Annotated in this window: 12 protein-coding genes and 1 pseudogene; 8 read left to right on the top strand and 5 right to left on the bottom strand. The window is 42.5% G+C overall.

Going from position 1 to position 13,962, the window contains the following annotated elements; genetic code table 11:
- The first annotated feature begins 12 nt into the window (after window positions 1-12).
- From ABLT31_RS32660 to ABLT31_RS32650, 3 genes are all read left to right on the top strand, one after another.
- Window positions 13-921, top strand: coding sequence for a dihydrodipicolinate synthase family protein (locus ABLT31_RS32660; protein WP_367759614.1), 909 nt, complete (start codon window positions 13-15; stop codon window positions 919-921).
- A 216-nt stretch (window positions 922-1,137) separates the two neighbouring features.
- Window positions 1,138-2,592: a PhoH family protein gene (locus ABLT31_RS32655; RefSeq protein ID WP_367759612.1), complete on the top strand. Its 1,455-nt coding sequence runs from the start codon at window positions 1,138-1,140 to the stop codon at window positions 2,590-2,592.
- Window positions 2,580-2,717, top strand: a complete 138-nt coding sequence (locus ABLT31_RS32650; protein ID WP_367759610.1) for an NlpC/P60 family protein — start codon at window positions 2,580-2,582, stop codon at window positions 2,715-2,717. The genes ABLT31_RS32655 and ABLT31_RS32650 overlap by 13 nt, the downstream gene beginning before the upstream one ends.
- Window positions 2,718-2,977: 260 nt before the next feature.
- Here the strand turns inward: ABLT31_RS32650 and ABLT31_RS32645 are convergent, their stop codons facing one another.
- Together ABLT31_RS32645 and ABLT31_RS32640 are read right to left on the bottom strand one after the other, a co-directional pair.
- The gene (locus tag ABLT31_RS32645; RefSeq protein WP_367759608.1) at window positions 2,978-4,327 is read right to left on the bottom strand and encodes an FAD-binding oxidoreductase; all 1,350 of its coding nucleotides are present in this window, start codon (window positions 4,325-4,327) and stop codon (window positions 2,978-2,980) included.
- Between the two features lie 109 nt (window positions 4,328-4,436).
- Entirely contained in the window at window positions 4,437-4,784 is a 348-nt protein-coding gene (locus tag ABLT31_RS32640; RefSeq protein WP_367759606.1) for a hypothetical protein, read from the bottom strand.
- Between the two features lie 529 nt (window positions 4,785-5,313).
- Here ABLT31_RS32640 and ABLT31_RS32635 point away from each other — a divergent pair.
- A complete protein-coding gene (locus tag ABLT31_RS32635) occupies window positions 5,314-6,531 on the top strand; it encodes a D-alanyl-D-alanine carboxypeptidase family protein (RefSeq protein WP_367759605.1) in 1,218 nt (405 codons plus the stop codon).
- A 503-nt stretch (window positions 6,532-7,034) separates the two neighbouring features.
- Here the strand turns inward: ABLT31_RS32635 and ABLT31_RS32630 are convergent.
- From ABLT31_RS32630 to ABLT31_RS32620, 3 genes and pseudogenes are all read right to left on the bottom strand, one after another.
- Window positions 7,035-8,129: a chymotrypsin family serine protease gene (locus tag ABLT31_RS32630; RefSeq protein ID WP_367759603.1), complete on the bottom strand. Its 1,095-nt coding sequence runs from the start codon at window positions 8,127-8,129 to the stop codon at window positions 7,035-7,037.
- A 178-nt stretch (window positions 8,130-8,307) separates the two neighbouring features.
- Entirely contained in the window at window positions 8,308-8,820 is a 513-nt protein-coding gene (locus tag ABLT31_RS32625; protein WP_367759601.1) for a tellurite resistance TerB family protein, read from the bottom strand.
- 363 nt (window positions 8,821-9,183) lie between these two features.
- Window positions 9,184-9,351, bottom strand: a pseudogene (locus ABLT31_RS32620) (DNA/RNA non-specific endonuclease); the annotation flags it as partial.
- Window positions 9,352-9,830: 479 nt separating this feature from the next.
- Between ABLT31_RS32620 and ABLT31_RS32615 the strand changes: the two are divergent.
- The 4 genes from ABLT31_RS32615 to ABLT31_RS32600 all read left to right on the top strand — a co-directional run.
- The gene (locus tag ABLT31_RS32615) at window positions 9,831-11,432 is read left to right on the top strand and encodes a glycosyl hydrolase family 18 protein (RefSeq protein WP_367759599.1); all 1,602 of its coding nucleotides are present in this window, start codon (window positions 9,831-9,833) and stop codon (window positions 11,430-11,432) included.
- Between the two features lie 151 nt (window positions 11,433-11,583).
- The gene (locus tag ABLT31_RS32610; protein ID WP_367759597.1) at window positions 11,584-11,814 is read left to right on the top strand and encodes a hypothetical protein; all 231 of its coding nucleotides are present in this window, start codon (window positions 11,584-11,586) and stop codon (window positions 11,812-11,814) included.
- Between the two features lie 160 nt (window positions 11,815-11,974).
- Window positions 11,975-12,730 carry an RNA polymerase sigma-I factor gene (gene sigI / locus ABLT31_RS32605; protein ID WP_367759595.1) on the top strand — a complete coding sequence of 252 codons (756 nt, stop codon included), beginning with the start codon at window positions 11,975-11,977 and terminating at the stop codon, window positions 12,728-12,730.
- Window positions 12,731-13,565: 835 nt separating this feature from the next.
- A partial coding sequence (locus tag ABLT31_RS32600) for a hypothetical protein (RefSeq protein ID WP_367759592.1) occupies window positions 13,566-13,962 on the top strand: 397 nt, incomplete at its 3' end.

Raw genomic sequence — 13,962 nt, 5'->3', positions numbered from 1 at the left:
TAGGTGGATAAAATGAAAAAATTATACGGCGTGACAACAGCGATGGTGACTCCCTTTAATCAGGAAGGGCAAGTGGATGTAGACAAGCTGAAGAATCTGACGGAGTTTCTCATTTCAAAAGGGGTTCACTGCTTGTATCCATGCGGAACGACAGGGGAAATGCTTCGCCTCTCGGTAGATGAACGAAAAGCCATTGCGGAAACGGTGGTTCGAACCGCTGATGGGCGAGTGACCGTGTTCATTCATGTTGGGGCCATGACGCAGGAAGACACGATCGAGCTGGCTAAGCATGCGCATGCAATTGGTGCAGACGGGATTGGAGTGGTCACTCCAGCCTTCTTCGGAGCCAATGATCGAGAGCTAGAGGAGTATTTTGTCAAAGTGGCTTCCAGTGTGCCGGAGGATTTTTCCGTCTACCTATACAATATCCCTCAATGTGCAACGAATGATCTAAAGACGGACGTGGCTCAGCGCGTGGCCAATCGCTGCAAAAACGTCGTCGGAATCAAATACAGCTTCCCTGATTTCTTAAGAACCAATGAGTATCTGGCTATTCATGATGGGGACTTTTCCGTTCTTCCGGGTGCAGACCGATTGTTTCTTCCTGCCTTGGCGATGGGATGCGACGGGGTCGTTTCAGGGGTTTCCTCCGTTTACCCAGAGCCGTTCGTAGCCGTCTATCAAGCTTTTCAGGAAAATGATCTGCCAAAGGCTAGAGAAATTCAAAGGGTGGCCATTCAAGTCTGTGAAACGCTGAAGAGCGGAAGCAATATGTCCTACTTTAAAGAGGCGCTAAAACTAAGAGGAGTAGATGCCGGCCATATGAAGCAGCCTCAATTGGATCTTACACCGGAAGAACTTTCTTCTCTCAAGCTGGAGTTAGAAGCCGTGGAGCGAAATCTAAAGAAGGTATTACTATAAAAGCGGGCGGAGAGGTGTCGTTGATAAGCGGCACCTTTTCTGCATTTTGTTCAAAATTAGACGGATGAACCATTTGATAATACAATAGTGAAATTTTAGTTAATTTTCTATTAAGATTATGCTAAATATGGTTCTATTCCCCCATTTTATTGCAGCCTTTGATAAAATGAATCTAACCAGGTGTTAACTGGGTAATTCATGGCTAGGAGGCATTCAATGATTAAAACCTTTATACTCGATACCTCAGCAATTATTGAAGATCCTAAATTTATTCTTTCTCTCCAGGATAACATTGTCATTATTCCCGAAGTGGTATTAGAAGAGCTGGATCATCTTAAAGAAAACAAGGGATATAAGGGACACAGTGCCCGGGAAGCTCTGCGGACCTTAGATGACCTTGCTAATCATGGGAAAACGAAAGAGGTAAAGGAATCTCTAGCCGAGGGGATACACCTGCCTGGTGGAGGAGTCATAAAGGTAGAACTGAACCACATTAAAGAAAAAATGCCTCATTCATGGATTGCTGACAAGTCAGATAACCGGATTCTGCAAGTATGCATCGGATATATAGAGGAGCATCGGCGAAAAGCAAATCCCGGCCCTGTTTTATTAGTCACAGAAGATGCGGGTTTGCGTGTCAAAGCGGATACATTACAGATCCCTTGTGAAAGCATTCGGCAAAACCGTGCTCCGAAATTGACGGATCAGTATACGGGAAGAACGGATTGTTTAGTTGATCCGAAATGGATCAACACCCTTCAGCAGGAAGAATGGTTAGATCCTCAATGGATTGGCTTAAATTCTCAAGATCTCGTTGCTAATCAATTTATCATTTTGCAGAATATATTTCAGGAGAAGCATACATATGTCGGAATGTGGACTGGCGAAGGAATTATACCGATAAAACATTTAGGCAGTCATTACCCTGCAGGAATAAAGCCCCGAAACCTATTTCAGCAACTTATGATTCACATGTGCCTATTGCCTGCTAAACAAGCTCCTTGTGTCATCATCAAAGGACCGGCAGGAACAGCAAAGACGTTAATTGGCGTCGCTTGCGGCTATCATCAGGTCAGGCACTTTGGAGGGTACAAGCGTGATGAGGTAGGATATCGAAAACTTCTAGTTTGTCGACCAGCTGTGAGCGATGAAGACCTGGGCTATCTGCCGGGAACCGAACAAGAGAAACTAGCACCGTACATGCGTCCCATCCGCGACAATTTGGAAACGATTTTACGAGCCTCATCCAAAAACAGGGAATCCGAGGAATTGCAAAAAGAGTTGGTTCTCCAATCTGAAATTAATAAATTATTCGAAAGCGGGATCATCGACTGCCAAGCTGTGGGTTTCTTGCGTGGCCGAAGTATCCCTGACCAATACATTATTGTCGATGAGGCACAAAACCTGACTGGAAGTCAGGTGGAGATGATTCTTACACGTATTGGGGAAGGCAGTAAATTAGTCTTATTGGGAGACCCCAAGCAAATCGATCACCCCTACTTGGATGAGAGAAGCAACGGGTTGAGTGTTGCTTCAGAAATTATGAAGGGTGATCCCTTATGCATTCAATTGACGCTTTCGGAATCCGAATCCGTTCGGTCGCCCCTCGCCAAATCGGCAGCAGAACGGTTTAATCGACGGAAACAGGAGACGAAAAAGTGGGACATGTAGCGATTTATCTAGGAAATGGCCATGTTTTGCATACTTTTCGAGAGGGCATTGGGGTCACGATTAGTCCGATCCACAAAGGGTCGATCTGGTATACGCGGTACCTGTTTGCTAAACGGTTGTTATAAAAAGGCTAATATTTATTGCTTCGCTATCGGGATTCTATAGTTAAATAACACCAAATAATTAATGGCTGCCATTTTTGATGGCAGCCTATTGCGCTACTTGGGAAGAATACTTCAATAACCTTTTTATCTCAATAAGGTTCACCTAAATGGCACTGGTGTTGGATATAAAAGAGGGCTACTAACAAAACACGCAGATTTCTTACTCTAAGCCGTCAACACCAAGTGTTATGCTGGGATCCTACATTTTTCATTATTTGTGCTTATGCTCTGCGAGCCGGAGGAATACTTTGGGGATTGTGAAACACATTTCTAGGGTCATATTTAGCTTTTACTCTCCGCAATCTAGGAAAGTTCGTTCCATAGTAAATCGGCCCGGAATTTTTAATCCCTTGGTCTGGAACGTTTATATAGGACCCCACGATAAAGGACTGTAATTTCCGGCGTGTATTGCGAGCTAAGGCAATATTTTTAGCAGCTTCGGATTGCTTGATCCATGAGCTGTTCCATTCTACATAAAATTTCGCTTTACGCCAGAAGAACGCGGTTGCTTTAGGTGATATACGACTTACTGCTCCGCCCCAATTGAGAAAAAAGAATCCCGCGAAGTCTCCCTCTACTTTCTTTAAGAATTCGCGCATGGCCTTAATGGCCTTATCTGGAAACGGACGTCTTGCAAAACCGGAAGAGAACTGGTTACTGAACCTTTGAGTAAGCACCGGATCGGGAGGTAATAAAAAGTTCACTGCTTTCGGGTAAGGTAACAACCGGATTATTTTCTTCGTGGGAGTTCCGACACTCGTAACGGGATTTAATAGGCGAATGGCCTCCGTTCTTGGTCCGAGGAACAGCCCTTCCATAGTGACATTGCCTCCTTTTTTCGGACCGATATTTAATTCGGTGCCCAGTCTGGGATCGACGGAAGGAGCCCATTGTTGCCATGCTTTGAATACCTTTTCGAATTGATTCCATGGCCAGGTGATCTGAAATACGGTTGCTCTGGCTGGAGCGCGATGCACTTTAAATTTGTATCGGGTGTATATCCCAAAGTTACCGCCGCCACCTCCGCGGGAAGCCCATAGGAGATCAGCGTTACGATTTTTATCAGCACGAATCACTTTTCCCTTCGCGTCAACCATTTCAAGTCCGATCAGGTTATCGCAGATGAGGCCGACCGACCGCTGGAGCGGCCCGATTCCCCCACCGACTGTGATTCCGCCGATCCCAACCGAAGGGCTGTCACCAAAGGGAGATATAAACCCTTGCGGTGCAAGTGTTTTTGCGATTCTTCCTACTCTATTGCCAGTCTCAACAATGACAGTTCCATTTTTTTTATTTAGCTTAATTTTCTTCATCTCACTTACATCGACTACAATGCCACCATTGACCTGTGAAAGATCGGTTTCCAGCGCATGTCTTCCACTTCTGGCCCGGATGGGGACATTATTCTCGCGGGCCCATTTGATGGCGTTTGCCACATCTTGTGTTCTTTGAGCAAAAACAAACACTTTGGGGAATCTGTTAGTATGGGGATCCCAATTCTTACGTGCTAATTCATAACCCGGGTCTCCTCTAAGGATAACTCGCCCGGTAAGCTGTGTTTTTGATTTCACTAATCCCAACTCCCTATAAGTAAATTATTACACTGTAATCCAACAAATAAGGCACCATATATCATAGTAGGAACGAATCGGCTCTTTTAAAAGAACGAATCTGTAAATGTTATCTCCATCTAAGGTACATTGTTAATCTACAACATTGTGAACCTTGAGTATCGGCATGAATTGTTAATAAAACACCATCGGGGGTATAGCTAGTGGTAACTGGTGTGGCTGTTCCAATCGACTTTATTAGACGGTCTACTTCTCGTTGGTTTCCTGCCTGTGCAGCAGACATTAATTGATGAGCAAATGGCGATTGCGCAAGCTTACTCAATATAGTTGCCGATTCATTAGCTATTTTTTGAAAAGCAACTACCGAATGGTGGAATGTGGCAGTGTCAACTGGAGGGTATTGTCGACTCCAATCATAATGGGGAAATGGATAATACATTTCGTAGTAAGACATCATAAAATGTAGCCTCCTTGTTTTATGTCATAAAGTGATGATAAACAACATATTCGGAGTAGGTAAATGGTGTATAGACAGATGTCACGATCCTACGAAATGAAAGTCCAATTCATCTGCTGAGTCGATTCGATAGTTACGTAAAAACCTAAACCAAATAACACTTTGTTCAGCTATCGGGATTCGATAGCTAAATAGCATCAAAAAAATCATTGGCTGCCCCTTTTGATGGCAGCCTATTGCGCTATTGGGATAGCGGAATAAACAAGTCTTAATCAAAGCACGATCTTATTAAATTTTTTATAAAAGACGGGTACAATCATATATAACAAATCTTAGATAGATGGGAGATTGATTATGTAAACAAGCCTCTTTTTTTCTTTATTTATTTTTCAGTAATTTTTGTGTATTCAATGGATTGCCTTTTTTAAATTTTGATCTGATTGCAATAAAATCACTAATTAGACAGCAATAGTGGTTTTTAATTCCTTAATTAGGAAATGGTAAGAAAAAAGAATAAGGGGTTTTGATCTTGTTCTCTCATCATCTCTTAAAGGAAGAGTTTAACGGTTTTGTGGTTATTTTATACATGAACTCGTTCCAAATGGAGTTCGCTCGTGAATTCGGGAACAAAGAAGAGTATCGACAATGGATCCAACAATCTGTAAAACAATATGTTCAGGAACATTTACCCGGCGTAAAATTAAAAGCTGCCAAGGTTATGCTTGGATCATTGTTAATTGCTACGATCCCTATCGATACAGGAAAAGTGTTTGCTCAAAATGAGCACAACATTTCTTCTCATCGTGTGGTTAAAGGTGACACTTTAGCCCTTATCGCTCAACGGTATCAGACCACCACTGAAGAAATTAAGTACACCAATCGTTTGGTGAGTGATGAAATTTATATTGGCCAAATCTTACACATCCCATCCTCCATTATAAGGGAATTACCTAATGGAATCCTGAAATGGGGTTCACGGGGAGAGGCGGTACGGAAGCTCCAAGAGGTCCTCCTCCTATTGGGATATCGAATTGAAGCAGATGGAATTTTTGGTCCAAAAATGCACCAAGTCATGCTGCATTTCCAGCGGGCTCATCATTTACAGGCTGATGGCATATACGGTCTAGCGACACGCCAACAGTTGAAAGAAAGATTGTTCCATGTCGTGCGTGAAGTCAGGAATCCATTGGATCGACTTGTTTTGGTCAACAAACGGAATGCGCTCCCTTCAGGATTTGTCCCGCCTGATTTAGTGATCCCAAATGTTCCGTTTTCCTTCGCAGGATTCGATCCCAAAAAACAGATGCGTGAAGAGGCCGCTCGTGCGCTCTCGGAACTTTTTAAACAAGCTGAAAAGGAAGAAATCTACCTGTATGCAGCTTCAGGATACCGTTCTTATGATCGGCAAAAAAGTATCTTTGCGTCCAGTGTTAGTCGAAACGGATGGGATCTTGCCACAAAATATAGTGCAAAGCCTGGACAAAGTGAGCACCAAACAGGTTTAGCAATGGATGTTACCAGTCGGTCGGCAAACTTTGCATTAACCAGCTATTTCGGTGAAACCCCAGAGGGGAAGTGGTTAGCACAAAACGCTCATGAGTTTGGATTTATTGTTCGTTATCCTAAAGATAAAGAGAATTTAACAGGATATGAATACGAACCCTGGCATATCCGTTATATCGGAAAGCAAGCTGCCAAATATATCTTTGAAGAGGATTTAACCTTAGAGGCATACATCGGAGGTTGACAGAAACGGCTAGAAAAATTGATACTTAAACAAGAAACTGTTGCTGCACGACGGGAGTCTTTAGTTGAATAAAGAAAGTGATCAAAGCCCCAGTGAGGGCTTTTATTTTTTATCCCAATAGGGTAAACCCTTAAACACCACCAATGACGATGAACTTAAAGGTATGTTAAAAGATGCAGTGAAGGTATGCTCTGACCATGCAAAACAATTGGAGCAATTTATGAGGAAGGAAGGGGTTGCTTTACCACCTGTCTCAGAACCCAAACCTTTTTAACCTAGCCGTTACGATTAGGATCCAAGGCTGACTACCTGTAGTTGGCTCAACCTTTTTGGGTGGATTCGCACCCACACTCACTATATGAAACGGCATTTCTCGGAAGCACGGTCAGTTCCCTACCCCGAGGTGGTTTATCCCCGAGGTGGGCATATTTTGGACGCACAAAAAAAGTCTCCTCTGAAGGGAGCTTATTCGACTATCTGCCTAGCTTCGGCGCAATTAGTCCTTATTTCGACTTTCTCACATTGACAACCCGCTGCCGCTTACGCTCGGCTGCTGTCATTGGTTGGACATAACGATAATCTCCTCTTGGTGCAGCCCCTTTTACAGAACCTACTTTGAAACCTTTTCCTGTTGAGGCAGGGATCGCGACTCGTAAGTTATAAGTTGACATCACTCGGGCAATTGGATTCGCGATAGACAGGTTTCCGCCTTCCGAAGTGGCAAAATTTAAGGCTACAGCAAATCTTCCAGGCGCTTGAAGCCATACAGACCCTGAGTCTCCTGGGAGCGAGATCGGACGCGATCCGCGGATCACCGTCTGATTGACAAAACGGAATAAACCGAACGTATACCTTATATCACCGGTCCAATTCACGTCAATCACTGTCCCAGTTACTGGACCTGTAGTACGACCTGTTTTAAATACATTTGTACCGACAGGATAGCTTAGCAGATGGCCAGGCACCGTGGTTAGAAAACCAATGTTATTGGCCAAGTAACGTGGATTCAAAAGAGCGTTGGACGTAGGGAGGGCAATACAGGAATCTTGGAAATTGTTCGCATTGGGAATAAGCGGAACAAACTGAAAAGCTCGGGCCACCCTATCAACAATAGTTCTCCCTCCGTCAGCGGGTCCAGGTTGAAGAGTCTCCGCAAAGGCCGGAGAGTTATTATTAATTAGCACATGGTTGTTACTAAGAATAAACGGCTGGCCGTTTCTAACTACAATGAGACCGGCAGTTCCCGTACTTGGTGGAAGAGTACCAATACTGACCCCCCCAGGAACAGGACGCCAGCGATTTATTGGTGTCTGGGTTATTTTTCCACCTTTTTTTAGGGGGTGAGCCCCTTCCGCATAGAATTTCCCCGACCCGATAAAACGGATAGGAGCGGTTCCACCAGATTTCAACACAGTTGATCTAATGTTTTGCTTTCTTACGGTTGGAAAATTTTTGTCCGTATAAACATAGATCGCCGCTCCTAATTCCGGCTTCAATGGATCGGCATACCCCACTCCTACCGCATGGACATCACGACGTTTAAGCAAGGTATTCGTAATCTTGTTTTTCTGCCTTACAGCCTCTTTGAATGTCGGCATTGTTCACTCTCCTTTATCATTCGGATATTGCAATCTATGCCGACTTGTTCATGAGTGACTAAATAAAAAGCATATTACCCATTCATTTCCGACATCTTTTTTTACAGTTTGACAGTACAGGCCCAGGTACAAATTATATAAAAAAAGCCCCCCAGTACGTTCCTGGAGAGCCGTGTTATTAAACTGATAACTGAACTTTATATCCAGCTTGATTTTTCGTGTGGTTTTGATTCGTGAATACAGAACGATCGTTTTTCAGCACAATCACTTCGAAGAAAGGACGGAAACGCTCTTCTGAAATTCCAAATCCATTTAAGAACTTACCGAACAATTCTTGCTCTTCACGCTCAGCTTCTCCATCTGAAAGAGAGGAGTCGATAAGATTTACTAGGATACACATTTTTTGTGCATCCGTAAGGACTGGAGTAGCTTCAGCAAGGAATTGGTCGATAGAATTTTTACGGATATATTTCGTAACCCTATCTAATAGGTCACTATTGTTTCCACCGATATAAACGGTACCGCCCTTTTTTTCTCCGCCGATAACAGCAAGTAATTGTCCTAATTCTTCCTGGTCATATTCGCCATCTGCACCCATCATGTAAAAAAGGGAAGTGGCAAATGCAAAATGTGGCGTCATTCCATTTTGATTTTCTCCCTTGTCACCTTTAAACATATCAAATAAACCCAATTGTCCCAACTCCTTAATAGATTGTTATGTATTTCAACCTTTGAGGCTTGAAATATTATACTTTACGAATTGAAAGTGAAAAAGTTGCACCTTTTTGAGAAGTTGTAGTGAGATTCAAATAAATGCCAATTTCCGATAGCTTCTTTTATTGTTGATTTTGGACCAAATAAAAACTGCCCATGATAAAAGCTGTTTATTGAAAGAAACGGAGATCTATAGCAAAGCAGTAAGATAAGTAGCTCCTCCGTTATTTTATTACCAAACACAAGTCTTCTTCATCGATTGCACTTCTTCTATTTAATAGATAATTTATTTACATAAAGTCAATATTCTATTAACATCCATGAGCTAATCTATCAATGTTGGGGAACAGTTCGTATAATGGAATGTATCTTTATTTGCCTCTTCTGCTGAGCTTCCCCATACAGGATCGAGTCTGCGTACTAGGTGTCCTCTGTCTAATTCGTTATGGTCATATAGGTCCGGACCACATTGATATTTCCGGTCGATTCTCGGATCAAAATACCACCTGGGTTCAACGAATTTGGGCATTGGGAGCTGGAATCTTAGTTGTAGTTCCCCATGATCTTTCCAATATGGCAGGGGTCGTATTGATAATTTTGCTTCTCATGGTGTCTAGAAAGCAAAGACAGGTTAAAGTGAGCAAAAGGATAGTGGAGACGTAAGTTGTGTTTGATAGTTATGCCTTATCCTATGTGGGATAAGGCATTTCTTATGTATATCCAGGGATCACTTTATTGCTTACGACCGTTTGAATTCATCAACTCATCCTCCATAGAAAGTAAGCATAACTATTTATTCCTATTTTCTGATTCTGTTAAACGGACTATATGGATATTTGCTCTACCATTCGGGCGGTTTGGGCCATTAGGCATTTTTTCCACCCTAATAAAATATTACCATAGCCTAAAAATTCCTTTTGCTATAAAGTGATGGGTGTACATAGAAAAAGTAGGCAACATAGATAGAACTATGAAAAGGTGGAACAAATGGTCAGGAAAACGTGGTTGAAAAGTTTATTTTCCATGTGCTTAATTGCTTCATTAAGTACGGGATCACCGGCCGCTCCAAGCAGTGCAGGTGCTTTGTCGCTGCCTTTTAAGGATATTTCTAGCAGTTATGCAAAAGAGGAGATTACAGAGTTGTATCATCAACAGGTGGTCATAGGGGTCGGAGATGCTAGATTTGAACCGAAACGGCCCGTTTCGAGAGAGGAATTCATGACCATGCTGGGCAAGTCTCTCAGTCTGGAGCCTCTCTCCAGTGAAGTGGCTGCCTTTTCAGATGTCCCTAAACCATCCTGGTCTTACGGGTGGGTTCAAGCGGGGAATGCATTAGGACTCATTAAGGGGACGAGCGAAGTGACATTCACCCCCAAGTCTTCGATTCGTCGCGAGGAAGCGGCTGCGATTCTTGTAAGAGCTATACATAAAGGAGAAAATCCTGCTTCCAATCTAGCGTTAAATTACTTAGATTCAGCTCATGTTTCCCCGTGGGCCCATTCTTTTGTGCAAGCGGCCCGCGAGCAAGGGTTGATGAGCGGTTACGAGGGCAAATTTCGTCCGCAAGACCCTGTCACCCGAGAGGAAATGGCCATTCTTCTAAAGAAACTCTTGGATAAACAAGAAGGAGACCCAACCGGGAAGACATCGCAAATCTTTCTAGGATGGCAGTATGCAAGCAAAGGGGACGATTTCAAGCAGAGAGTCCATCAATCTGCTCTTCTTAATACTCTATCCCCGCGTTGGTTTATGCTGAACAAAGATGGAACTATTGATGATTCGGCCGATTTATCGCTTGTCGATTGGGCCCATAAACAAGGATACAAAGTATGGGTGCTAGTGGGGAACCGTTTTGATGCGGAAGCTTCTCACCAGGTTTTATCGCAGCCGGATAAGAGAAAAGAGATGGTGCAAACGTTGACTGCCCTGGCCACCAAGTACAAGCTGGACGGGTTAAACATTGATTTTGAAGGCCTGTATCCGAAAGACCGGGATGCCTACACCGCCTTTATTTCTGAACTAGGCGCTGCCTTAAGACCACTCCATATCACTTTATCGGTGGATATTCCTCCTGATTTGGATCATGAATGGAGTGACCCGTTTGATTATGCGGCACTAGGCAAGCATGCGGATTATCTGGTTCTCATGGGGTATGATGAGCACTGGGCCACGAGTCCGGCTGCGGGTTCTGTTGCTTCTCTTCCTTGGTTAGAAAGAGGGATAGAGCGATTGATTTCTGATGTTCCGGCCTCCAAGGTCATCGTAGGACTTCCGCTTTATACCCGGGATTGGACGAAAGAAAATAACAAAGTAAAATCCTCCGAGCTATTGCTTCACCAGCAGTCGCAATTATTATCCGGCCAGCCAACCCAAACCAAATGGGACCCTAAAACGGGTCAATATGTTGCGACCTATCAAAAAAATGGAGTGACCCATACCATTTGGACAGAAGAAAGCCGCTCTCTAGCCCTAAAATATCAAACGGCCATTGAAAAAGGGGTTGCAGGTGTAGCCTTCTGGTCCATCGGCGGAGAAACGCCGGATGTTTGGACGAGCTTGAGGAATGTATTGAAGTTTTATAGCAAATAAAAAAGCTGGGGAATAAACCCCAGCTTAAACGATAAGCCGGGCATATAATTTTTTCGTTTTGGTCATAAAATGGACATATCTATACTATAAAATCAGAAATATAGTTTTTTCCATTATATCTGATGGTGTTGTTAGAGGAAGGGTGTCAATCGTGTCGTCCATTGATGTCAAAGAATTTAGGCTGATTGGTTTAAAGCTTGTATACAAAACGGATCTTCAAACCAAGTGGCTTTTAGAAGTACATATAGCTGGAAAAAAAGAAAAAATACCGATTTATCTTTCTCGTCCGGCTAATGAAACGGAAAACCAACTCATGTGTTTTATTGAAAGCTGCAATCATTTAAGTGATCTTATATTCAAGAACTGTTCAATCCCTCATTAGTCTTTAGGAAAGATAATCGTTATGCTAGAAAGAATGATAGATAAAAGCAAAAGGAATAACCATATTTTTACGGTATCCCTTTGGTTCTCTCATTGGTAGTCTAAAATATAGAAATCGGCGTAATCCTTTAGATGGTTTACAATATAAGTGAGGGATCGGTATGTCTCTAAGATCTTTTCTTGAGAAGCGTTCTTCCCATTCTCTCCTGAAGAAGGGGGAACTAGAGAAAAAAGTCAAGCTTGCCCAAGAAGGTAATCAAGAAGTACGCAATATGTTAATCCGGCAATCTGCCACATTTATATCTCAGGTAACTAGTAAAGTTTGCAAGAGATATATTGACCCTGCTAAGGATGATGAGTTTAGTGTAGCTTTAGCAGCTTTTGATGAAGCGATCATGCAATATACAAAGGAAAAAGGAAAATCGTTTCTTTCATTTGCAGATCTGGTGATCAGGCGTCGCGTGATTGACTTTATACGTAAGCAAGTTAGGCATTGCGGCCAGCTTTCGTTGGAGCATTCTGTTGAAAGAGTAGATAAATCAGACTTATCTCCTTTAGAAATTCAGATGTCTTTACAACAGTATAAGCTTGACCGTGAAGCGAGCTTGCGACGGGAAGAAATCCAACATTATAAGGAAAAACTGAAGGAATATAACATTGATCTTATGGCTCTAGCGGACCGATCACCGAAACATTCTGATGCTAGAGAAAATGCCATCCAAACCGCTCGCTTGATAGTCGGCAATACAAAATTAAGATCACTCTTTTTAGAAAAAAGAAAACTCCCTATAAACGAATTGCTGAAACAAGTGACGGTAAGCAGAAAAACGATTGATCGCAATCGAATGTATATTGTTGCTATTGTGCTACTACTCATCGAAGATTATCAATATCTTCAGTATTATTTATATCGATAAAAAAGTTGATAAAAAAGCAAACAGAGAAGAAGCGGCTGCCGCCGGTTCTTTTTTGCTGTTTAACAAAGTTCACTAAAGTATTAAAGTAATTAGAACGGAGGGTTTACCCCTTGATGCAAGTTAGGGAAAAGCTTCCGCTAAAGAAGAATTCGACTACATCTCCGAAAGGTCATTAGCCTTAATAGAAGCGTTCTTCCCATACCTATTATGGGGTATTTTTGAAGACATTTATCTAAAAAGTCTATTGAGGGTGGACTGAGAGCCGGCCCGGAATTAGTATAGTGGGAGAATCGCTAACTATTCTGAAAAACGATGAGAAAGAAGGAGGAATAGTTGGAAAAGATGCCACTAAAACTAAAAAACAATTTATGAAAGCGGTTCCGATATTGAGTAATGGTATATTTTCCAACTAAACGAGGCCAGCTAAGCCAAAAATAAAATTTAGTGGGATAAAATCCCATTAATCAACTAGAGCTAGTCAATGGAGCGGCTATTTCGCTCCTTTTATTATTGCCTATTATGGAGTTGATAGATGATCTTGTCCTTTTGGGTGAAGATCAGCATTTTTTAAATCAAAGGATATTCTTGCACATACCACGGATTACAATAATAAGACGGTCTGGGATGGGGACTAATCGATTAGCAGTCCACAGGAAGCAGAAAAAGGTCATGCGGGAATTAATCGGCACATATAATCGGAGTTGGTTTATCTTACCAAACTTTTAACTTTTTCATCATATTTCTTCTTAAACTCAACATAAACTGATTATATTCTCCATTTAAAGTATACCTATGCGGTTGGACAAGCCGTAAAAAATGGAATGGAGGAGAAATCATGAACCAAAGGAAGAAAAAGTCCGAAAGGAAATGGGTTCCCCTTGTCATGTCCACGAGTTTATTGACTGCTGCTTTTATTAGTGCAGGAGCACCGGCTTCTGCAAATGAGTTGGGGAAAGCAGAACAGCTGGAGGAAGCCCTTACTTACAAAAATCATGGACAGCAAGTGTCAGAGGTTGCAACAACAACCGATGGAGGTCCTGGAAAAGGCGCTGTGGTAAATGAGGCTGCACAAAATAAAGGTGAGGGTACCGTTGATGCTGAAGAACTAGCAGCTGATGCTGAACAACCTGTAGAACAAGAACCAGCAGATGATACTGAACAACCTGCAGATCAAGACCTAGCAGCTGATGCTGAACAACCTGTAGAACAAGAACCAGCAGATGATACTGAAC

Source organism: Ammoniphilus soli (genome assembly GCF_040813775.1).
Note: the sequence above shows the minus strand (reverse complement) of the source record. Positions and strands in the feature narration are given on the sequence as shown.

Excerpts from the sequence above, each read along its gene's own strand:
- sigI (WP_367759595.1), top strand. The coding sequence starts at position 11,975 with ATGTCTCTAAGATCTTTTCTTGAGAAGCGTTCTTCCCATTCTCTCCTG.
- ABLT31_RS32615 (WP_367759599.1), top strand. The coding sequence starts at position 9,831 with ATGGTCAGGAAAACGTGGTTGAAAAGTTTATTTTCCATGTGCTTAATT.
- ABLT31_RS32660 (WP_367759614.1), top strand. The coding sequence starts at position 13 with ATGAAAAAATTATACGGCGTGACAACAGCGATGGTGACTCCCTTTAAT.
- ABLT31_RS32630 (WP_367759603.1), bottom strand. The coding sequence starts at position 8,129 with ATGCCGACATTCAAAGAGGCTGTAAGGCAGAAAAACAAGATTACGAAT.
- ABLT31_RS32655 (WP_367759612.1), top strand. The coding sequence starts at position 1,138 with ATGATTAAAACCTTTATACTCGATACCTCAGCAATTATTGAAGATCCT.
- ABLT31_RS32640 (WP_367759606.1), bottom strand. The coding sequence starts at position 4,784 with ATGATGTCTTACTACGAAATGTATTATCCATTTCCCCATTATGATTGG.